Below are 24,053 nucleotides of genomic sequence, written 5' to 3' on the forward strand. Positions count from 1 at the left end.
ATGGCCAGCGAGAGCCAGCTGCGTGACTACCTCAAGCGCGTCACCGCCGACCTGCACCGGTCGCGTCAGCGCGTGCGGGAGATGGAAGCCGCCGCCGTGGAGCCGGTGGCCGTCGTCGGGATCGGGTGCCGGTTCCCCGGCGGGGTCGCGACGCCGGACCAGCTGTGGGACCTCCTCGACGGCGGCACCGACGCGATCGGGCCGCTGCCCGCCGACCGCGGGTGGTCCGCGCTGCTGGCCGGCGTGGACCGCAGCACGATCAGCCTCGGGGACGTCGACGCGTGGCGCGGCGGCTTCGTCGACGGCGCGGACCGGTTCGACGCCGGCTTCTTCCGCGTCTCGCCGCGCGAGGCCCTCGCGATGGACCCGCAGCAGCGGCTCCTGCTCGAAGTGACCTGGGAAGCCCTCGAACGCGCCCGGATCGTGCCCGCGAGCCTGCGCGGCAGCCGCACCGGCGTGTTCGTCGGCACCAACGGCCAGAGCTACGGCAAGCTCCTCGCCGCGTCCGGCGAGACCGTCGAAGGCCACGCCGGCACCGGCACCACCGCGGCCGTGCTCTCCGGCCGCATCGCCTACTCCTTCGGCTTCGAGGGCCCGTCGGCCACCGTCGACACCGCGTGTTCGTCCTCTTTGGTCGCCGCGCACTGGGCCACGCAGGCGCTGCGCTCGGGCGAGTGCTCCCTCGCGCTCGCCGGCGGTGTCACGGTCATGGCGACCCCCGAGGCGTTCGCCGAGTTCAGCAAGCAGGGCGGCCTCGCGCCGGACGGGCGCTGCAAGGCGTTCGCCGACGGCGCGGACGGCGTCGGCTGGGCCGAAGGCGCCGGGATCCTCGTCCTGGAAAGGCTTTCCGACGCCCGGCGCCACGGCCACCCCGTCCTCGCCCTCCTCCGCGGTACGGCGGTGAACTCCGACGGCGCCAGCAGCGGCCTGACCGTCCCCCACGGACCCTCGCAGCAGCGGGTGATCCAGGCCGCGCTCGCCGCGTCCGGACTGTCCACAAAGGACATCGACGTCGTCGAGGCGCACGGCACCGGTACCCGGCTCGGCGACCCGATCGAAGCGCAGGCCCTGCTGGCCACCTACGGCCGCGACCGCGAGCACGACCTGCTGATCGGCTCGGTCAAGTCGAACTTCGGGCACACGCAGGCCGCGGCCGGCGTCGCCGGGATCATCAAGGCCATCCTGGCCATCCAACACGGCGAAGTACCGCGCACCCTGCACGCCGACCGGCTTTCGTCCGAAGTGGACTGGCAAGCCGGCGCCGTCCGGCCGGTGACCGAAGCGGCAGCCTGGCCGGAGACCGGCCGCCCGCGTCGCGCCGCCGTGTCGTCCTTCGGGGTCAGCGGCACCAACGCGCACACGATCATCGAGCAGGCCCCCGAACCCGAGCCTGCCGGACGCGGGCCGCGCGCCGCCGGGCCGGTGCCGTGGTTCGTCTCCGCCCGCTCGGAACCCGCGCTGCGCGCCCAGGCCGAAGCACTGCTGGCCGCCACCACCGACGACGCCGGCGCGGCCGACGTCGCCTGGTCGACAGCGGTCACCCGCACGGCCTTCGAACACCGCCTCGCGGTCACCGGGCCGGACACCGCGGCCCTGCGCGACGGCCTGCGTTCCTGGCTCGAGCAGGGTGCCGCCGCGAACGTGACCACCGGGACCGCGTCGCGCGGCGAAACCGCGTTCCTCTTCTCCGGCCAAGGCGCACAGCGGATCGGGATGGGCACGCGGCTCGCCGAGGTGTACCCGGTCTTCGCCGAGGCATTCGCGGAGATCGCCGGACGCCTGGGCGTGGTCACCGACGACCGTCTTGATCGGACCGAGCACGCCCAGCCCGCGTTGTTCGCCTACGAAGTCGCCCTGTTCCGGCTGCTGGAATCGTGGGGCGCGCACCCGGCGTTCCTGGCCGGGCACTCGGTCGGGGAGATCGCGGCCGCGCACGTCGCCGGGGTGCTGTCGCTCGACGACGCCTGCACCCTCGTCTCCGCCCGCGCGAAGCTGATGGGCGCGCTGCCCGAAGGCGGCGCGATGATCTCGGTCCGGGCGTCCGAAACGGACATCGACGCCGGGGACGTCGACATCGCCGCCGTGAACGGCCCGGAGTCGGTGGTGCTTTCCGGCCCCGAAGACGCGGTCACCGCCGTGGCGGCGCGGTTCCCCGGCGCCCGGCGGCTCAAGGTGTCCCACGCGTTCCACTCGCGCCTGATGGACCCGATGCTCGACGACTTCCGCGCGGTGGTCGCGAAACTCTCCTTCGCCGCGCCGCGGATCCCGGTGATCGCAGGCGGGGACGTCACCGATCCCGAGTACTGGGTCCGGCAGGTCCGCGACACCGTCCGCTTCGGCGACGCGGTCACCCGGCTCAGCGAGTCCGGCGTGACGCGGTTCGCCGAGCTGGGCCCGTCAGCTGTCCTTTCCGGACTGGTCACCGGCGCGATCCCCCTCGCGCGCAAGGACCAGGACGAGGACGCCGCCCTGATCGCCGGGCTCGCCGCGCTGCACGTCGCTGGTGGGACCGTCGACTGGGCGGCCGTGCACCCCGGTGCCCGTCCGGTCGACTTGCCCACCTACGCCTTCCAGCGCGAGCGCTACTGGCCCACGCTCACCCCGCGCACCGGCGACGCGGCCGGCCTCGGTCTCACCCCGGTGCGGCACCCGCTGCTCGGCGCCGCCCTCGACGTCGCCGCGAGCACCGAGACCGTGCTCACCGGCACCGTGTCCCCGGCCACCCAGCCGTGGCTCGCCGGCCGGACCTCGTTCCCCGGCACGGGCTTCCTCGAACTCGCCCTGCGCGCGGCCCGCAACCTCGGCTGCCCGGAGCTCGCCGAGTTCACCCTCACCGCACCGCTCGCCCTGGCCCCGAAGGACGTCGTCGCGCTGCAGGTCCGCGTCGGCCCCCCGGACACCGACGGCCGCCGCCCGGTCGACGTGCACTCCGCGAACGCCGCACTTTCACGTGAAAGTGCGCACCAGGGGGCCGCACTTTCACGTGAAAGTGCGGACTCCGGGGCGGGCTGGACGCACCACGCCAGTGGCGTTCTGGCTGCGGCCGCCGGTCCGGAACCCGCTGTGCTGTCCGAGGGTGCGTACCTGACCGATGTCACCCTCGACGGCGACGCGGGTGCGTTCGACCTCCACCCGCTCCTGCTCGCCGAAGCCCTCCGAGCCTGCGGCGCGGAAGCTGTTTCCTGGCGCGGGGTCTCGCTGCACGCGCGGGGGCTGGCCCGGCTGCGGCTGCGCGTCGCCCCGCTCGGGGAGACGACCGTCAGCCTCGCGCTGCTCGACTCCGCGGACCGGCCGGTGTTCGTCGCCGCCGAGGTCGGGTTCGGCAGCGCCGTCACCGAGATCGAAGCCGCGCCGGCCACCCCCGTGCGCGTCCCGGCGAGCCCGGTGGCCGGCGACTGGGCCGCGCTCGGCGAGGCCGACCGCGTCCGCGCGGCCGAAGACCTGGTCCGGACCACCGTCGCCGCCGTGCTCGGTCACGGCGACACCGGCGCGGTCGGCACCGGCGACCCGTTCACCGACCTCGGCTTCGACTCGATGATGTCGGTCGAGCTGCGCAACCGGCTCACCACCGCCACCGCCCTCGAGCTGCCGGCCACGCTCGTGTTCGACCACCCGACTCCGGCCGCCGTCGCGCGCCTGCTGCTGGCCGGGCTCTTCGGCGACGACGAACGCGCCGGCCCGGCCCGCCGGACCCGGGCGCGCACCGACGACCCCGTCGTCATCGTCGGGATGAGCTGCCGGTACCCGGGCGGCGTCCGCTCGCCCGATGACCTCTGGACGATGGTCGCGAACGGCCACGACGCGGTCGGCCCGTTCCCGCGCGACCGCGGCTGGGACCTCGCGACGCTCGCCGCGGGCGCGTCCGCCACCACCTACGGCGGCTTCCTCGACGGCATCGACCGCTTCGACGCCGCGTTCTTCGGCATCTCCCCGCGCGAAGCCCTCGCGATGGACCCGCAGCAGCGGCAGGTCCTGGAGACGTCGTGGGAAGCGCTGGAGGACGCCGGGATCGACCCGCTCGGCCTGCGCGCCACCCCGACCGGCGTGTTCGTCGGCACCAACGGCCAGGACTACGCGAGCGTGCTCGCGGGCAGCGACGCCGACGTCGGCGCGCACGCCGGGCTCGGCAACGCCGCCAGCGCGGTGTCCGGGCGGGTGTCCTATGTGCTCGGTCTCGAAGGCCCGTCGATGACCGTCGACACGGCGTGTTCCTCGTCGCTGGTCGCGCTGCACCTGGCGGCACAGGCCCTGCGGACGGGGGAGTGCGAGCTGGCGCTCGTCGGCGGCGTGCTCGTGATGTCCAGCGCCAACTACTTCCTCGGCACCAGCCAGCAGGGCGGCCTCGCGCCGGACGGGCGCTGCAAGGCGTTCGCCGAAGCCGCCGACGGCACCGGCTGGGCCGAAGGCGTCGGGATGCTCGTCGTGGAACGGCTTTCCGACGCGCGCCGCAACGGGCACGAGGTCCTGGCCGTGGTGCGCGGTTCCGCGGTCAACTCCGACGGCGCGTCCAACGGCATCACCGCCCCCAACGGCCCCTCGCAGCGCCGGGTGATCCGGGCCGCGCTCGCCGACGCCGGACTGTCCACTTCGGACGTCGACGTCGTCGAGGCACACGGCACCGGGACCACGCTGGGCGACCCGATCGAAGCGCAGGCCCTGCTGGCGACCTACGGGCAGGACCGCGAAACACCGTTGCTGCTGGGCTCGTTCAAGTCCAACATCGGCCACACCCAGGCCGCCGCCGGGGTGGGCGGGGTGATCAAGGTCGTGCAGGCGATGCGGCACGGCCTGGTACCGCCGACCCTGCACGTCGACGCGCCCTCGTCGCACGTGGACTGGACGGCCGGGTCGATCGACCTGGTCACCGCGCCGACGCCGTGGCCCGAGGTGGCCCGGCCGCGCCGCGCGGGGGTGTCGGCGTTCGGCGTCAGCGGGACCAACGCGCACGTCGTGCTCGAACAGGCTCCCGAAGCGCCCGCACCCGCCCCAGAACCCCCGTCCGCCGTGGTGCCGTGGGTGCTTTCGGCCCGCAGCCGGACCGCGCTGCACGCCCAGGCCGCCCGCCTGGCCGGGGCCGGGTCGCCGCTCGCCGCCACCGGGCTCGCCCTCGCCACCCGCCGGGCCGCGCTGGAGCACCGCGCGGTCGTCGTCGGGGCCGACGTCGAGGAGATGCGCTCGGCGCTGGCCGGAAACCTCGTCGAAGGTCTCGCGCAGGATGGTGGCACGGCGCTGCTGTGCACCGGCCAGGGTTCGCAGCGGCCCGGCATGGGCCGCGGGCTGTACGACCGCTACCCGGTGTTCCGGGCGGCGTTCGACGAGGTCTGCGCCGAATTCGGCGACGAGCTGCGCGACGTCGTCTTCGGCGAGGACGCCGCTCTGCTGGACACCACCGGCTGGGCGCAGCCGGCGATCTTCGCCGTCGAAGTCGCGCTGCTGCGGCTGCTGGACGAGTGGGGAGTCCGGGCGGACCACCTGGCCGGGCACTCGATCGGCGAGATCGCCGCCGCCCACGCGGCCGGGGTGCTCTCGCTGACGGACGCGTGCACGCTCGTCGCGGCGCGGGCCCGGCTGATGCAGGACCTGCCCGGCGGCGGGGCGATGTTCGCCCTGCGCGCGAGCGCCGCCGACGTCGAGCCGCTGCTCGGCCCGGATGTTGCGCTCGCCGCCGTCAACGGGCCGTCGTCGGTGGTGGTCGCCGGGACCGAAGCCGCCGCGCTCGCGGTGGCCGAGCGGTTCGAGAAGGCCCGGCGGCTCACCGTCAGCCACGCCTTCCACTCGCCGCTGATGGAGCCGATGCTGGAGGACTTCGCCAAGGTCGTCGCCGGCCTCGACCTGCGGGTGCCGAAGCGGTCGCTGATCTCCGCGGTCACCGGGCGGCCGGAACGCGAGCTGTTCGCCACGGCCGAGTACTGGGTGGACCACGTGCGCCGGACCGTCCGCTTCGGCGACGTCGTCGCGGACCTGGCCGGGCGCGGGGTGACGCGGTTCGTCGAGGTCGGCCCGGACGCCGTGCTGTGCGGGATGGCCGCCGAGACCGTCGACGCCACGTTCGTGCCGCTGCTGCGAGCGGGCCGCGACGAGGAAACAACGATCGTCACCGCGCTGGGCCGCCTGCACGTCGACGGCCTCGCGATCGACTGGTCCCGGTTCTTCGCCGGGGTGGACGCCCGCGGCGTCCGGCTGCCGGCGTACCCGTTCGACGGCGAGCGGTTCTGGCCGGAGGCCTCGGTCCCGGCCGCGCCGGTCGAGCCCGCGGACGGTTTCTGGGCGGCGCTGGAAGGCACGGACATCCCGGCGCTGGCCGCGGAACTCGGTGCCGACGCCGACGAGCTGGCCCGGGTCCTGCCCGCGCTTTCCGCGCACCGCAAGGGACACGTGGACCGGACCACGACGGACGGCTGGCGCTACCGCGTCGACTGGCAGCCGTTCGCGGGGACGGCCGCGCCGCGCCGCGAGGACTGGCTGATCGCGGTACCCGCGTCGCTCGACGGCGACGAGCGCGTCGAGGTGCTGGTCGACGTGCTGGGCGCGGACACGGTCCGGCTCGTCGTCGACGGCCCCGACCGCGCGAAGCTGGCGGAGCGGATCACGGCGCTGCTGGAGACGTTCCCGAGCCCGGCGGGCGTGTTGTCGTTGCTGGCGCTGGACGAGACACCGGCGCCGGACACGCCATCGGTACCGGGCGGGCTCGCCACGACCGCGGCTTTGGTGCAGGCCCTCGGCGACGCCGGGGTCGACGCGCCGCTGTGGTGCCTGACCACCGGCGCGGTCCGGACCGGTCCCGGGGACGCGGCGGGCAGCCTCGCGCAGGCCGCGGTCTGGGGCCTCGGCCGGGTGGCGGCGATGGAGTACCCCGGCCGATGGGGCGGGCTCATCGACGTGCCGGCGGACTTCGAGCCCCGCGCGCTGACCCGCCTGCCGGCCACGCTCGCGGCGGCGGGGGAGGAGGACCAGATCGCGGTGCGCCCGGACGGCGCACTGGTCCGGCGGCTGGTGCCCGACCCGACCGGAGCCTCCACCGGGCGCCTGGGCGAGGTGCCCGCCGACGGCACGGTGCTCGTGACCGGCGGTACCGGCGCTCTCGGGGGCAAGCTCGCGCACTGGCTCGCCGAGTCCGGTGCAGGCCACATCGTGCTGACCAGCCGCCGCGGGCCCGACGCGCCCGGTGCCCGCGAACTGGCGGACGAGCTGACCGCCGCGGGCGCCCGGGTGACCGTCGCCGCTTGCGATGTCTCCGATCGGGACGCGTTGCGGACCCTCATCGAGGGCCTGCCCGAGGAGTTCCCGCTGCGCGGAGTGGTCCACGCCGCCGGGGTGCTCGACGACTGCGTGGTCGACGCCGTCGACCCGAGCCGGTTCGAAACGGTCCTGCGGCCCAAGACCACCGCCGCCGTGAACCTGCACGAATTGACGAAGGACCTCAGCCTCTTCGTGCTCTTCGCCTCCATCGCCGGCACCGTCGGCGGACCGGGTCAGGGCAGTTACGCCGCCGCGAACGCCGTGCTCGACGCCCTCGCCGAACAGCGGGCCGCCGCCGGGCTGCCCGCGCTGTCGGTCGCCTGGGGTGCCTGGGGCGAGGTCGGCATGGCGGCCGACCCGGCCATCCAGGAACGCATGCGCCGCAGCGGCGCCGCCGCTCTCGCACCCCGACGGGCGCTCCTCGCCCTCGGGGAAGCACTCCGCCGCGGGGACACCTCCGTCACCGTCGCCGACATCGACTGGACGCGGTACGCGCCCGGCATGGCGCTCATGCGGACCACCCACCTCCTCGACGGTGTCCCCACCGCCCGCGCGGCCATCGAAGCCGCCAGGAGAGCACCGGAGACCGCCGAGGAACCGCTGGCCGAACAGCTGGCCGGGATGCCGGAACCCGAGCGCGTCAGCACGCTGTCGAAGGCGGTGCGGTCGGCCGCCGCGATGATCCTCGGGCACGCCTCGGGGGACGCGATCGAGCCCGAGGCGAAGTTCGGGCTGCTCGGCTTCGACTCGCTGAGCGCGGTCGAGTTCCGCAACCTGCTGGCCCGGCGGACTGGGCTGAACCTGCCGCAGGGCCTGGTCTTCGACCACCCGACGCCGCTCGCGCTCGCGCAGTACCTGCGGGCCGAGCTGGTGCCGGCCGACCGGCCCGCGGCCGATCCACTGGACGCCGAGCTGGCCGGCCTGGAACGGGCGATGGCGGCCGGCGGCCTCGACGAAACCCGCCGGGACGCCGTGTCCCGGCGGCTGCACCGTCTGCTCGACGGGCTGCGGCCGGAGCGCACGGACGGCGAAGACGTCTTGGCGGCTTCGGACGACGAAATGTTCGACCTGCTCGGCAAGGAGTTCGGGATCTCGTGAGCACGCAGGATGGGCGAGCGCTGATGGACAACGAAGAGAAGCTCCGGCACTTCCTCAAGCGCGTCACCGTGGAGTTGCAGGAGACGCGCGCGAAGCTGCGGGAGGCCGAGACGGCCGACCAGGAACCGATCGCGATCGTCGGTCTCGGCTGCCGCTTCCCGGGAGGGGCGTCGACGCCGGAAGCGCTCTGGGAGCTGCTTTCCGAGGGGCGCGACGCGATCACGGAGTTCCCCTCCGACCGCGGCTGGGACGTCGACCGGCTGCACGACCCGGATGGCGCCTCCCGCGGCACGTCCTACGTGCGCCACGGCGGGTTCCTGCACGACGCGGGCGACTTCGACCCGGCGTTCTTCGGCATCTCGCCGCGGGAAGCGCTGGTCATGGACCCGCAGCAGCGGCTGATGCTGGAGATCTCGTGGGAGGCGATCGAGCGCGCGGGCATCGACCCGGCGTCGCTGCGCGGCTCGTCGACCGGCGTCTTCACCGGCACGAACTTCCAGGACTACATCCACCTCGCCGCGAGCGCGGCCGAAGGCGCCGAGGACTACCTCTCGACGGCCAACGCGTCCAGCGTGCTGTCGGGCCGGGTCGCCTACGCGCTCGGCCTGGAGGGGCCCGCGATCACCGTCGACACCGCGTGTTCGGCGTCGCTGGTCGCGATGCACCTGGCCGCGCACGCCCTGCGCCGCGGCGACTGCTCGCTGGCCCTGGCCGGCGGCGCGACCGTGATGGCCACCCCGACGTTGTTCATCGCGTTCAGCCGCCAGCGCGGGCTCGCCCCCGACGGCCGCTGCCGCTCGTTCGCCGAGGGCGCCGCCGGCACCGGCTGGGGTGAAGGCGCGGGCGTGCTCGTGCTGGAAAAGCTGTCCGACGCCGAACGCAACGGCCACCGGGTCCTCGCCGTCCTGCGCGGCAGCGCGGTCAACCAGGACGGCGCGTCCAACGGCCTGACCGCACCGAGCAGCCCGGCGCAGGAACGCGTCATCCGCGCGGCGCTCGCGGGCGCCGGGCTCACCCCGGCCGACGTCGACGCCGTCGAGGCGCACGGGACCGGCACCACGCTCGGCGACCCGATCGAGGCCCGCGCGCTGGCCGCCACCTATGGCCGCGACCGCGACGGCGAACCGCTGTGGCTCGGCTCGGTGAAGTCGAACCTGGGGCACACGCAGGCCGCCGCCGGCGTGGCCGGGGTGCTGAAGATGGTCCTCGCGCTGCAGCACGGCGTCCTGCCGGAGACCCTGGGCGTCGACGCGCCGACGTCGGCACTGGACTGGGACGGCAGCGGGCTCGCGCTGGTCACCGGGACGCGGCCGTGGCCGTCGACCGGGCGGCTGCGGCGCGCCGGTGTCTCGTCGTTCGGGCTGAGCGGTACCAACGCGCACGTCATCCTGGAGCAGGCGCCCGCGGTCGAGGCCGCGGCCGAGCCGGCGCCGCGGGTGCCCGGGGTGCTGAACTGGCCGCTGTCCGGCAAGAACGCCGCCGGGCTGCGCGGGCAGGCCGCCCGCCTGTTGTCCTTTGTGGACACGGAACCCGTGCCGCTGGACCTGGCCTACTCGCTGGGTGTTTCGCGGGCCGCGCTGCCGCACCGCGCCGTCGTCACCGGGTCCACTGTGGATGATCTGCGAGCGGGGCTCGCGGCGCTGGCGGACGGGACTTCCGAGGCCGCGGCTTCGGGCGCGGTCGCGTTCCTGTTCACCGGGCAGGGCGCGCAGCGCACCGGGATGGGCCTCGAACTGCGGGCCGCGTTCCCGGTGTTCGCCGAGGCGTGGGACGCTGTGTGCGCCCACCTCGACCCGGCGCTCGCCGACGTCGTGCGCACCGGGACCGGGCTCGACGACACGAAGAACGCCCAAGCCGCGCTGTTCGCGCTGGAGGTCGCGCTCTTCCGGCTCGCCGAGTCGTGGGGGCTGCGGCCGGACTACCTGCTCGGGCACTCCGTCGGCGAGCTGGCCGCGGCGCACGTCGCCGGCGTGTTCTCGCTGGAAGACGCCTGCGCGCTCGTCACCGCCCGCGGCCGGCTCATGCAGGAGCTGCCGGCCGGCGGTGCGATGCTCGCCGCCGAGCTCACCGAAGCCGAAGCCCTCGCCCTGATCACCGGCCCCGAGGTCTCGCTGGCCGCGGTCAACGGGCCGGGCTCCGTGGTGTTCTCCGGGGACGCGGCGGCCATCGACGCCCTCGAAGCCGCGCTGAGCGAGCGCCGGACCAAACGGCTGCGCGTCAGCCACGCCTTCCACTCGGCGCGGATGGAGCCGATGCTCGGCGAGTTCGCCGCCGTCGCGCGCCGGATTTCCTACGGCGAGGCGACGTTGCCGGTCGTCTCGAACCGCACCGGCCGCGTCGCGGCACCGGGCGAGCTGCAGGACCCGGCGTACTGGGTTTCGCACGTGCGGGACACCGTCCGCTTCGGTGACGGCGTGCGGTGGCTGGCCGAGCGGGACGTCACCCGGTTCGTCGAACTGGGCCCCGACGGCGTGCTGTCCGCGATGGCGAGCGGCGCCGGCGACGACGTCAAGTGCGTGCCGCTGCTGCGGGCCGGACGGCCGGAGGAGCAGACCGTCACGGCGGCGGTCGGCGCGCTGCACGTCGCCGGGGTGCCGGTGGACTGGGCCGGGTTCTACGCCGGCACCGGGGCGCGGCTGATCGACCTGCCGACGTACGCCTTCCAGCACGAGCGCTACTGGCCGGCCGCGACCCCGCCGGGCGCGGTGGCGACCGACCCGGGCGGGCTCGGCCTGACCGCGGCCGGGCACCCGCTGCTCGGCGCGGCCACCGGCCTGGCCGACGGCGAGGGCCACCTGTTCACCGGCCGGCTCTCCGCGGCGGCGACGCCGTGGCTCGCCGACCACATCATCATGGGCGCGATCCTGTTGCCCGGCACGGCTTTCCTCGAGCTGGCGATGCGCGCGGGCGACAGCGTCGGCTGCCCGCGCGTCGCCGAGCTGACCCTGGAGGCGCCGCTGGTCCTGCCCGAGCGCGGCGGCGTCCGGCTGCAGCTGCTTGTCGGCGCCCCGGACCACAGTGGACGGCGTCCGTTCACCGTCCACTCGCGACTCGAAGACGAACCCGAGGACACGGCCTGGGAACGGCACGCCGGCGGCGTGCTCGCCCCGGGTGCGGCGGTGCCGGCGCCGGTGGCCTGGCCGCCCGCGGACGCCGAGGAGGTCGACCTCACCGGCTTCTACGACGGCCTGGCCTCGGCCGGGTTCGGCTACGGCCCGGCGTTCCAGGGCCTGGAGCGGGTCTGGCGCCGCGGCACCGAGGTGTTCGCCGAGGTGACGGCTCCGCGCATGGCGGGCGCGACGGACGCGTACGGCCTGCACCCGGCGGTCCTCGACGCGGCCCTGCACGCCTTGGGCGCTGCGGACCGCGGCGAGGACGCGGACCGGCTGCTGCCGTTCGCGTGGACCGGCGTGACGCTGCACGCCCCGGGCGCCTCGGCGCTGCGGGTCCGGATCGACGCGGCCGACCCGGTGTCGGTGGCGATCGAGGTCACCGGCACCGCGGGCGAGCCGGTGGCGTCGGTGGAAGCGCTCGCCCTGCGCCCGGTCGCCGCGGGCACCGGCGCGGGCCGGAAGGCGCGGCACGAGTCGCTGTTCACCGTGGACTGGGTCCCGGTCCCGGCGAGCGCGGCGGCCGGTCCGGTGGACTGGCCGGCGCTCGGGGACGCGACCGGGACGCCCTCCCACGTCGTCTACCGGCCCACCGGCGGGGACACCCCCGAAGCCGTCCGCGAAACCCTGCGCGAAGTCCTCCACACCGTTCAGACCTGGCTCGGCGACGACCGTTTCGCCGGCTCCCACCTCGTCGTCGTCGCCGGTTCCACCGATCTCGCCACCGCCCCGATCTGGGGGCTCCTCGGCTCGGCGCAGGCCGAACAACCCGGCCGCATCACGCTCGTCGACCTCGACGACGACGACCTCCTCGCCGCGGCCGTCGCGCTGGGGGAGCCGAAGGTCGTCGTCCGCGAGGGACGGCTGCACGTCCCGCGGCTCGGCCGCGCCGCCGTCGCGCCCGCGTCGGAAGGCCGCTTCGACGGCACCGTCCTCATCACCGGCGGCCTCGGCGGCCTGGGCACGCACCTCGCCCGGCACCTGGTCGCCGAGCACGGCGCCCGCCGCCTGCTGCTGCTCGGCCGCCGCGGCCCGGACACCCCGGGCGCGGCCGAGCTGATCGCCGAGCTGGGCGTCGAAGCCACCGCGATCGCCTGCGACGTCACCGATCGTGAAGCACTGGCCGCGGTCTTCGCCGAGCACGACGTCACCGCCGTCGTGCACACCGCCGGCGTCCTCGACGACGCCACTTTCGGGGCACTGACGGAAGATCAGCTCGACGCCGTCCTGCGCCCGAAGGTCGACGCCGCCTGGCACCTGCACGAACTGGCCGGGCCCGTCGAGACCTTCGTGCTGTTCTCGTCCGTGGCCGGCGTCTTCGGCGCGGCCGGGCAGGCCAACTACGCCGCCGGCAACGCCTTCCTCGACGCCCTCGCCGCCCACCGGCGCGCGAGCGGCCTGCCCGCGGTCAGCCTCGCCTGGGGCGCGTGGGAGACCGGCATGGCCGGCACCCTCACCGACGCCGACCTCGACCGGATGACCCGGTCCGGCACCCCGCCGCTGGCCCTCGACCAGGGCCTGAGCCTGTTCGACGCCGCCCTCGGCGCGGACGACGCCCTCCTCGCGCCCGTCCGGCTCGACCTCGACACGCTGTCCGCCGCGCCCGAGGTGCCGCCGCTGCTGCGCCGGCTGGTCCGCGGCAGCACCCGCCGCCGGAACCGCGCCGACTCCGGGCTCACCGCCCGGCTCGCCGCGCTGGCCCCGGCCGACCGGCAGCGCGCGCTCGTCGACCTCGTGCGCACGCACGTCGTCGGCCTGCTCGGCTACAGCTCGATCGGCCAGGTCGAGCCCGGGCAGTCCTTTGCGGACCTCGGCTTCGACTCGCTCTCGGCGGTCGAGCTGCGCAACGCCGTCCAGGCCGACACCGGCCTGCGCCTGCCCGCGACGCTCGTCTTCGACTACCCGACCGTCCTCGCCCTCGCCCGCCACCTGCACGACGAACTGGTCGGCACGCTGGAAGCGGTGCAAACTCCCACGCGGACGACCCCGGTCGAGGCCGACCCGGTCGTCATCGTGTCCATGGGCTGCCGCTACCCGGGCGGGATCACTTCGCCCGACGAGCTGTGGGACTTCGTGCTCGGCGACGGCGACGGCGTCTCCCGCTTCCCGGGCGACCGCGGCTGGCCGGTCGACGCCCTCTACCACCCGGACCCCGACCACGCGGGCACCAGCTACACCCGCGAAGGCGGCTTCCTCGACGACGTCGCCGGCTTCGACCCCGGCTTCTTCGGCATCTCGCCGCGCGAGGCGCTGGCCATGGACCCGCAGCAGCGCCAGCTGCTCGAGACGTCGTGGGAAGCCCTGGAACGCGCCGGGATCCGGCCGGAAACCCTGCGCGGCAGCCGCACCGGTGTCTACGCCGGCATCATGTACCACGACTACCTCGGCGCGAACGTCGAGTTCCCGGCCGACTCGCTCGGCTACCTCGGCACCGGCAACGCGGGCAGCGTGCTGTCCGGGCGCCTGTCCTACGTCTTCGGCCTGGAAGGGCCGTCGGTCACCGTCGACACGGCGTGCTCGTCGTCGCTGGTCGCGCTGCACATGGCCGCGACCGCGCTGCAGCGCGGCGAGTGCGAGCTGGCGCTGGCCGGCGGGGTCACCGTGATGGCGACCCCGGGGACGTTCATCGACTTCAGCCGCCAGCGCGGCCTCGCCGCCGACGGCCGCTGCAAGTCCTACGCGGACGCCGCCGACGGCGTCGGCTGGTCCGAAGGCGTCGGTGTCCTCGTCCTGGAACGGCTTTCCGACGCCCGCCGCAACGGCCACCCGGTCCTGGCGGTGGTCCGCGGCTCCGCGGTCAACTCCGACGGCGCGTCCAACGGCCTGACCGCGCCGAACGGCCCGTCGCAGCAGCGCGTGATCCGCCAGGCCCTCACCGCGGCCGGACTGTCCACTTCGGACGTCGACGTCGTCGAAGGCCACGGCACCGGGACGACGCTGGGCGACCCGATCGAAGCGCAGGCGCTGCTGGCCACCTACGGCCAGGACCGCGACGAGTTCCGGCCGCTGCTGCTCGGCTCGATCAAGTCGAACCTGGGCCACACCCAGGCGGCGGCGGGGGTCGCCGGCGTGATCAAGTCCGTCTACGCGCTGCGGTCCGGTGTCGTGCCGAAGACCCTGCACGTCGACACGCCGTCGTCCCATGTGGACTGGACGGCCGGCGACATCGAGCTGGTCACCGCGACCCGGCCGTGGCCGGAGACCGGGCGCCCGCGCCGCGCGGCGGTCTCGTCGTTCGGCATCAGCGGCACCAACGCCCACGTCGTGCTGGAGCAGCCCCCGGCCGCCGAGCCGGAACCCGCTTCCGCCGGGCGGCCCGCGCCGTGGCTGCTGTCGGCCCGCACCCCGGAAGCCCTGCGGGAGCAGGCGAGCCGGCTGCTGGCGTCCGATCCGGGTGACGTCGCCTGGTCCCTGGCCACGACGCGCACCACGTTCGAGCACCGCGCGGTCCTGACCGGCGACACCCTGGCGGCCCTCGCCGCCCTCGCGGACGGCACCGACGCACCCGGGCTCGCGGTCGGCGAAGCGGTGTCCGGCGTCCGGACGGCGTTCCTGTTCACCGGCCAGGGCGCCCAGCGCGCCGGGGCGGGCCGTGAGCTGGCCGAGCGGTTCCCGGTGTTCGCCGCCGCGCTCGACGAGGTCTGCGCGCACTTCGACCCGTCGCTGCGGGAGCGGATGTTCGACGCCGGCGCTTCCCTGGCGCCGACCGACATCGCGCAGCCCGCGCTGTTCGCGATCGAGGTCGCGCTGTACCGGCTCGTGCGCTCCTGGGGCGTCACCCCGGACCTGCTGCTCGGGCATTCGATCGGCGAGCTGGCGGCCGCGCACGTCGCCGGGGTGTTCTCGCTCGAGGACGCCTGCCGGCTGGTCGCCGCGCGCGGCCGGCTGATGGCCGCGCTGCCCGCCGGTGGCGCGATGGTCGCCGTCAACGCGCCCGAAGCCGTCGTGGCGGAAGCACTGGACGACCGGGTGTCGATCGCCGCGGTCAACGGGCCGGAGTCCGTCGTCATCTCGGGCGACGAGGCCGCGGTCACGGAGATCGCCGCCAGGTTCGCCGCGGCCGGGCACCGCACCCGCCGGCTCGACGTGAGCCACGCCTTCCACTCGCCGCTGATGGACCCGATGCTCGACGACTTCCGCGCGGTCGCCGAGACGATCGAGTACGCGCCCGCGGACCTGCCGGTGGTGTCGAACCTGACCGGGGCGGTCGCCGGGGCGGAACTGTCCACAGCGGACTACTGGGTGCGGCACGTCCGCGCCGCCGTCCGGTTCGCCGACGGGATCACGACCCTGCTCGCCGACGGCGTCACGGCGTTCCTGGAGCTCGGCCCGGCCGGGGTGCTCAGCGCGCTGGCCGCGGAAACCCTGCCGCCGGAAGCGATCGCGGTCCCGTGCCTGCGCCGCGACCGCGCCGAGGACGACTCGGTGCTCGACGCGCTGACCGCGTTGCACCTGCACGGGGCCGACGTGAGCTGGGAGTCCTACCTCGACGGTGGCCGCGCGGTCGAGCTGCCGACCTACCCGTTCCAGCACGAGCGGTTCTGGCCGCGCGTGGCCCTGCTGACCGGTGGCACCGGCCTCGACGCCGTCGCCCACCCCCTGCTCGGCGGCGGCATCGAGCTGCCGGAGTCCGGCGGCTTCCTCTACACCGCACGGCTTTCCCTCGCCGCGCACCCGTGGCTGGCCGGGCACCGGATCGCCGGTTCGCTGCTGCTGCCCGGGACCGCGCTGCTGGAGCTCGCGGCCGCGGCCGGCGAGCAGGCCGGGTGCCCGGTCGTCGGCGAGCTGACCCTCGAAGCGCCGCTGGTGGTGGGCGAAGAGACCGGCACGCACGTCCAGATCGCCGTCGGTGCCCCGGGTGAGGACGGCGAGCGGCCGATCTCGATCTACTCCCGCCGGGAAGACGCGCCCGACGAGCTGTGGACCCGCCACGCCGGGGGCACGCTGGGCACGTCCGGCGAGCCCGCGGCACCGGTCACCCGCCCGGCCGACGCGACCGGGATCGACCTCGACGGCCTCTACGACCGGTTCGCCGACCAGGGCTTCGAGTACGGCCCGGCGTTCCGCGGCCTGACCGCCGCCTGGCGCCACGGCGAGGACGTCTACGCCGAAGTCGAACTGCCGGAGGACGAACCCGCCGAGACGTACGGCCTGCACCCGGCGCTGCTCGACGCGTGCCTGCACGCCACCTCGTTCGGCACCACCGTCCGGCCGGGTGCCCTGCCGTTCTCGTGGGCGGGCGTCACCGTGCACGCTTCGGGCGCGACCGCGGTGCGGCTGCGCGTCTCGCCCGCCGGCGACGACGCGGTGTCCCTGCACCTGACCGACCTCGACGGCGAGCCGGTCGCGACCGTGCGTTCGCTGGTGCTGCGGCCCCAGTCCGCGACCCCGGCCGTCGACCGCGACTCGCTGTTCCAGCTCGACTGGACCCCGATCGCCGTCGGCGCGCCCGAAACCGCCGCGGTGTCGGTCGCGGGCGTCGATCCGTTCGGCGTGGCCGCCGTTTTCCCCGCCGCCACCCGGCTTTCCGGACCGCTCGCCGCCGACGGGGGCGTCGTCCTGTGGCCGATCGCCGCCGGCGAGAGCGCCGACGTCGTCCAGGAGACGCACGAACTGACCACGCACGTGCTGGGCCTGCTGCAGGACTGGCTGGCCGCCGAGCGGCCCGCGCGGCTGGTGCTCGTCACCCGGGGCGCGACGACCGGGGCCGATCTGCCCGCGGCCGCCGTCTGGGGCCTGGTCCGCACCGCGCAGGTCGAGCACCCCGGCCGCGTCGCGCTCATCGACCTCGACGGCACCGAAGCCTCCCTGGCCGCGCTGCCGAACGCGCTCACCACCGGCGAACCGCAGCTCACGCTCGTCAACGGCGAACCCCGCGCCGCCCGCCTCACCCGCCCCGACGACGCGGCACTTTCACGTGAAAGTGCCGCTTTGAAACGCAAAGCGGCACTTTCACGTGAAAGTGCCGACCAGGGGGCGTCGCCTTCAGGGGAAAGCGACGGCTGGGATCCGGACGGGACCGTGCTCATCACCGGCGGGACCGGGGGGCTCGGGGGGTTGCTGGCCCGGCACCTGGTCGGCGAGCACGGCGTCCGGCACCTGGTGCTGGTCAGCCGCCGTGGGCCGGCCGCCGAGGGGGCGGCCGAGCTGGCCGCCGACCTCGGCGCGGCCGGTGCCGAGGTCGCCGTGAAGGCGTGCGACATCGCCGACCGCGACGCGCTGCGAGCGCTGCTCGACGACGTCCCGCCCGAGCACCCGCTGACCGCGGTCGTGCAGACCGCCGGCGTCCTCGACGACGGTGTCCTCGGCTCCCTCACGCCCGAACGGCTGGCGACCGTGCTGCGGCCCAAGGTCGACGCGGCCTGGAACCTGCACGAGCTGACCCGCGACCTCCCCCTGGCCGCGTTCGTCTCGTTCTCCTCGGTCGCCGGCACCTTCGGCGGCGCCGGCCAGGCGAACTACGCGGCCGCCAACGCCTTCCTCGACGCGCTCGCCCTGCACCGCACCGCCGACGGCCTCCCGGCGCAGTCGCTGGGCTGGGGCCCGTGGGCCGCGGCGACCGGGATGACCCGGACGCTCAGCGACGCCGACTTCGAGCGGATGGCCCGGCTCGGCATGCCCGTGCTGCAGCCCGAGCAGAGCATCCGCCTGTTCGACCGGGCGCTCACCACCGACCGCGCGGTGCTGCTGCCGGTCCGCCTCGACCTGCCGGTGCTGCGGTCGCAGCCGGAGATCCCGCCGCTGCTGCGCGGCCTCGTCCGCGTCACCGGCCGCAAGCAGGCGGGCCGCGGGTCCGCCGGGCTGCTCCGCCGCCTGGCCGGGCTGACGCCGGAAGAGCGTGCCGAAGCGCTGCTGACGCTGGTGCGCGAGCAGGTCGCGCTGGTGCTCGGGCACGCCGACGCCGCCGCCGTCCCGGCCGCGAAGACGTTCCAGGAGCTGGGTTTCGACTCGCTGACCGCGGTCGACCTGCGCAACAAGCTGACCGCCGCGTCCGGGGTCGCGCTGCCCGCCACCACGGTGTTCGACTACCCGACGGTGACCGCGCTGGCCCGCCACCTCGCCGAGCAGCTGGGCGAAGGCGAAGGCGACGGCGACCGCGTGGACGTCGCGCCGGTCACCGCCGCGGTGGCCGACGAGCCGATCGCGATCGTCGCGATGAGCTGCCGCTACCCGGGTGGCGTCACCACCCCCGAGCAGCTCTGGGAGCTGGTCACCGGCGGCGCCGACGCCATCACCGAGTTCCCGGCCGACCGCGGCTGGGACGTCGACGCGCTCTACGACCCCGACCCCGACCACCCGGGCACGTCCTACACCCGCCACGGCGGCTTCCTGCACGACGCCGCCGAGTTCGACGCCGCCTTCTTCGGGATGAGCCCGCGCGAGGCCGTCGCCACGGACACCCAGCAGCGGCTCCTGCTGGAAGTCTCGTGGGAGGCGTTCGAGCGGGCCGGCATCGACCCGCGCAGCCTGCGCGGCAGCCGCACCGGCGTGTTCGCCGGCGTGATGTACAACGACTACAACAGCCTCGTCGCGGGCGCGGACCTGGAGGCCTACCAGGGCAACGGCAGCGCGGGCAGCGTCGCATCCGGGCGCGTCGCCTACGTGCTCGGGCTGGAAGGCCCGGCGGTCACCGTCGACACGGCGTGTTCGTCGTCGCTGGTGGCGCTGCACTGGGCCGCGCAGGCGCTGCGCTCGGGGGAGTGCTCCCTGGCGCTGGCGGGCGGCGTCACGGTGATGTCCACGCCGGGGACCTTCGTCGGGTTCTCGCGCCAGCGCGGGCTTTCCCCGGACGGCCGCTGCAAGTCCTTCGGCGACGGCGCGGACGGCGTCGGCTGGTCCGAAGGCGCCGGAATGCTGTTGCTGGAGCGGGTTTCCGACGCGAAGCGCAACGGGCACCCGATCCTGGCCGTGGTGCGCGGCAGCGCGGTCAACTCCGACGGCGCGTCCAACGGCCTGACCGCGCCGAACGGCCCGTCGCAGCAACGCGTGATCCGGCAGGCACTTTCCGTCGCCGGACTGTCCACTTCGGACGTCGACGTCGTCGAAGGGCACGGCACCGGGACCACGCTGGGCGACCCGATCGAAGCCCAGGCACTGCTCGCGACCTACGGCCAGGACCGCGAAACCCCGCTGCTGCTCGGTTCGGTGAAGTCGAACATCGGCCACACCCAGGCCGCCGCGGGCGTCGCCGGCGTGATCAAGGTGGTGGCCGCGCTGCGGCAGGGTGTCGTCCCCCCGTCGCTGCACGCCGGGGAGGTGTCCTCGCACGTCGACTGGGCGGCCGGGGACGTCGAGGTCGTCACCGAGAACCGGCCGTGGCCGGAGACCGGCCGCGTGCGCCGCGCCGCGGTGTCGTCGTTCGGCATCAGCGGCACCAACGCGCACACGATCATCGAACAGGCGCCGGAGCCGGTGCTCGCGGACGCGCCGCCGGACGCCGGGGTCGTGCCGTGGCCGGTGTCGGCGACGACGGAACGCGCCCTGCGCGAGCAGGCCGCGCGGCTGGCCGGGTACGACCTCAACCGCGTCGACGCCGGGTACACCCTCGCCACCGGCCGGACCGCGTTCGACCACCGCGCGGTGGTGCTTTCGGAGCACCGCGCGGAACTGTCCGCGGCGCTGGACGCGCTGGCGGCCGGCGAACCGCACCCGGCCGTCGTCACCGGGCGCGTGGCCGAATCGGCCAAGCTCGCCGCGCTGTTCGCCGGTCAGGGCGCGCAACGGCTGGGTATGGGACGCCGGTTGTACGCGCGCCACCCCGTGTTCGCGCAGGCCTGGGACGCGGTCGCCGAGCAGCTGCCCGGCGAGTGGGCCGGGATCGTCTGGGGCGAGAACTCCCGCCGGCTCGCGGACACGGCCGCGGCGCAACCCGCGCTGTTCGCCCTCGAAGTCGCGCTGTACCGGCTCTTCGAGTCGTGGGGCGTGCGGCCGGACTACGTGCTCGGGCACTCGGTCGGCGAGGTCGCGGCCGCGCACGTCGCCGGCGTGCTGACCCTGGCCGACGCGTGCACGCTGGTGCGGGCACGCGCCGAGCTGATGGGCGCGCTGCCTTCCGGCGGAGCGATGGTGTCCGTGCGCGCCACCGCCGCGGAAGTCGAGCCGCTGCTGGGTGACGACGTCGCGATCGCCGCGGTCAACGGGCCGGACGCCGTCGTGCTCGCCGGCGCCGAAGAAGCGGTGCTCGCCGTGGCCGAGCGGTTCGAGAAGCCCAAGCGGCTCACGGTGTCCCACGCGTTCCACTCGCCGCTGATGGACCCGATGCTCGAGGAATTCCGTGCGGTCGCCGAGGAGCTGACGTACTCGGCGCCGCGGATCCCGGTGGTGTCGACGGTCACCGGCGCGCTCGTCACGGACTTCACCGCGGACCACTGGGTGGCCAACGTCCGCCGGACGGTCCGCTTCGCCGACGGCGTGACGGCGCTGCACGAGCACGGCGTGCGCGTGTTCGCCGAGTTCGGCCCGGACGGCGTCCTCTCCGCCATGACGGCCGGCACCCTCGCCGACGCGGTCACGGTCCCCTTGCTGCGCAAGGAAACCCCCGAGCCGCGGGCCGCGCTGGCCGGGCTCGCCGGCCTGCACGTGGTGGGCGCCCGGGTCGACTGGCCCGCGGTGCTGCCGGGTGGCCGGCACGTGGAGCTGCCGACGTACGCGTTCCAGCGCGAACGGTTCTGGCCGCGCGGCGGCGCGACCCCGCGCGGCGACGCGACGGCGGCCGGCCTGGGCGTCGGCGGCCACCCGATGGTCGGCGCCGTGGTGCGCCCGGCCGGGTCGGGCGAGGTGCTGCTGACGAGCCGGCTGTCGGTGTCCGGGCACCCGTGGCTGCGCGGCCACGTCGTCGGGGGCACGGTGGTGCTGCCTGGCACGGTGTTCGCGGAGCTGGCGCTGCGGGCCGGCGACGAAGCCGGGACGCCGTGCCTGGACGACCTCACGCTGGAGGCACCGCTGGTGCTGCCCGAGCGGGGCGGGGTGCAGCTGCAGCTGCGCGTGTCCGCGCCGCGCGAGGACGGGCACCGGACGCTGACCGTCCACTCGCGACCGGAGGACGGCGACGACCTGACGTGGGTCCGGCACGCGACCGGCGTGCTCGGGCCCCAGCGGGCGGCGGCGGCCGCTTTCCCGTGGCCGCCCGCCGCCGAGCCGGTGGATCTTTCGGGTCACTACGAGCGCTTGGCCGACGGCGGCTTGTCCTACGACGGCACGTTCCGCGGCCTGCGGGCGGCGTGGCAAGCGGGCGACGAGGTTTTCGCCGAGGTGGCCCTGCCCACCGGCGACGCGGGGGAGGCGGGCGCGTTCGGCCTGCACCCGGCGCTGTTCGACGCGTGCCTGCACGCGATCGGCCTGCTCGGTGGCGAGGCCGGCTTGCCCTTCGCGTGGGAGGGTGTGCAGCTGCACGCCACCGGCGCGGCTTCGGTCCGGGTGCGGATTTCCCGTGCCGGGCCGGGGGTTTCGCTCGCGATCGCGGACTCGTCGGGAGCGGTGGTCGCCGAGGTGGCCACGCTGCGCCTGCGCGAGCCGGCGGAAGTGCGGCAGGTGAGCCAGGAGAACCTGTACCGCCTCACGTGGACCCCGCTGGCCGTCGAGCCGAAGGATCCGGCCGACGCCGGAGTCCTCGGGGCGAACGAGGTGCTTCCCGGCGCGGCGACCTTCGCCGACCTCGAAGCCGCCGCCACCGCCGCGCCCGGCCTCGTCGTCCTGCCGCTGCTCGACCCGCCCGGCGACGACCCCGCGGCCGCCGCCCTCGACGTCACCACCCGTGTCCTGGACCTCCTCCAGCGCTGGCTCGCCGACGACCGCCTCCGCGAAACCCGCCTGGCCGTCGTCACCCGCGGGGCCACCGACGGCAATCCCGTCGCCGCGGCTGTCTGGGGCCTGGTCCGCTCCGCACAGGCCGAACACCCCGGCCGGCTCGCGCTCGTCGACCTCGACGACACCGGCGACCACCTCGAAGCCGCCCTGGCGGCCGAGGAACCGCAGGTCGCGGTCAGGAACGGCCAGGTGCACGGCGGCCGGCTCGCCCGCGTTGCGGTCCAGTCCGAAGCACGTGAATTCGGCGACCCCGAGGGCACCGTCCTCATCACCGGCGGCACCGGCGGCCTCGGCGCGGTCTTCGCCCGCCACCTCGCCGCCGAGCACGGGATGCGGCGGCTGCTGCTGGTCAGCCGCAGCGGGGGAGACCCCGCCGAAGTCGCCACCCTCGTCGCCGAACTCGCCGCGCACGGCACCGAAGTCACCACCGCCGCCTGCGACGTCGCCGACCGGGACGCGCTGCGGGCCCTCATCGACGGGCTCGAGCACCCGCTGACCGCCGTCGTGCACAGCGCCGGTGTCCTCGACGACGGCGTCCTGGCTTCCCAGACGCCGGACAGCCTCGGCCGCGTCCTCACCCCGAAGGCCGCCGGCGCCTGGAACCTGCACGAACTGACCCGCGACCTCCGGTCGTTCGTCGTGTTCTCCTCGGTCGCCGGCACCGTCGGCACCGCGGGCCAGGCCAACTACGCCGCCGCCAACGCGTTCCTCGACGCCCTGGCGCGGCATCGCCACGCCGAAGGCCTGCCCGCCACCTCGCTCGGCTGGGGTCCGTGGGCGACCGGCAGCGGCATGACCAGCGACCTGTCCGACGCCGACCTCGCCCGGATGGCCCGCGCCGGCACCCCGGCCATCCCCGCCGAACTGGGCACGAGCCTGTTCGACGCCGCGCTCGCCGCGGGCGTCCCCGACGTCGCGCCGGTCCGGCTCGACCTGCCGGTCCTGCGGGCGATGGGCGACGTCCCACCGGTGCTGCGCGGCCTCATCCGCGTCCCGCTCAAGCGGTCCGCGGCGGGTGCCGAAGCGGCCGTCGGGCTGGTCCAGCGGCTCGGCGCGCTCGACGCCGCCGGGCGCACCCGCGCCGTCCGCGAGCTGATCACCACCCAGGTCGCGCAGGTGCTCGGGCACGCCGACGGCGGCGCGATCGACGCCGGCCAGACGTTCCAGCAGCTCGGGTTCGACTCCCTGACCGCCCTCGAACTGCGCAACCGGCTCGACGGCGCGACCGGCGTCCGGCTCGGCGCCACCGCCGTGTTCGACTACCCGACCGTCGCCGCGCTGGGCGAGCACCTCCTGGAGGCGCTGCTCGGCTCCGGCGCGGTCGCCGACGCGGCCCCGACGCCCGCCGCGGTGGCCGGCGACCCGATCGTCATCGTCGGCATGAGCTGCCGCTTCCCGGGCGGCGTGGCGTCGCCCGAGGACCTCTGGCGGCTGCTCACCGAGGAACGCGACGCCATCACGGCGTTCCCGGCCAACCGCGGCTGGGACGTCGCCTCGCTCTACCACCCGGACCCGGACCACCCGGGCACGACCTACACCCGCGAAGGCGGTTTCCTGCACGACGCGGGCGAGTTCGACCCCGAGTTCTTCGGGATGAACCCGCGCGAAGCCCTCGCCACCGACGCCCAGCAGCGCCTCCTGCTGGAGACCGGCTGGGAGGCCGTCGAGCGCGCCGGGATCGACCCGGTGAGCCTGCGCGGCAGCCGCACCGGCGTGTACGTCGGCGTGATGTACAACGACTACGGCCTGACGCTCAACCACCTCGCCGACACCGACGGCTACGAGAGCAACGGCAGCTCC

The 24,053-nt window shown here is 75.3% G+C and carries 2 protein-coding genes (1 of these 2 cut by a window edge); both read left to right on the top strand.

All coding sequences use genetic code 11. The features are described from left to right. Positions 1–8,337 (top strand): type I polyketide synthase, encoded by an 8,337-nt coding sequence (locus ACLJQM_RS37455; RefSeq protein WP_410635050.1) that lies wholly within the window; start codon positions 1–3, stop codon positions 8,335–8,337. Beyond that, positions 8,334–24,053 carry the 5' portion of a type I polyketide synthase gene (locus tag ACLJQM_RS37460; RefSeq protein ID WP_410635052.1) on the top strand. It continues 4,317 nt past the right edge of the window, so the window shows 15,720 of its 20,037 coding nt (coding positions 1–15,720); its start codon is at positions 8,334–8,336; its stop codon lies off the right edge, out of view. The genes ACLJQM_RS37455 and ACLJQM_RS37460 overlap by 4 nt, the downstream gene beginning before the upstream one ends.

Source organism: Amycolatopsis sp. cmx-4-83 (assembly GCF_046548815.1).
GTDB lineage: Bacteria > Actinomycetota > Actinomycetes > Mycobacteriales > Pseudonocardiaceae > Amycolatopsis > Amycolatopsis pretoriensis_A.

What these genes read in the sequence shown, in the direction of transcription:
- ACLJQM_RS37455 (WP_410635050.1), top strand. Translation starts at nt 1, where the DNA reads ATGGCCAGCGAGAGCCAGCTGCGTGACTACCTCAAGCGCGTCACCGCC.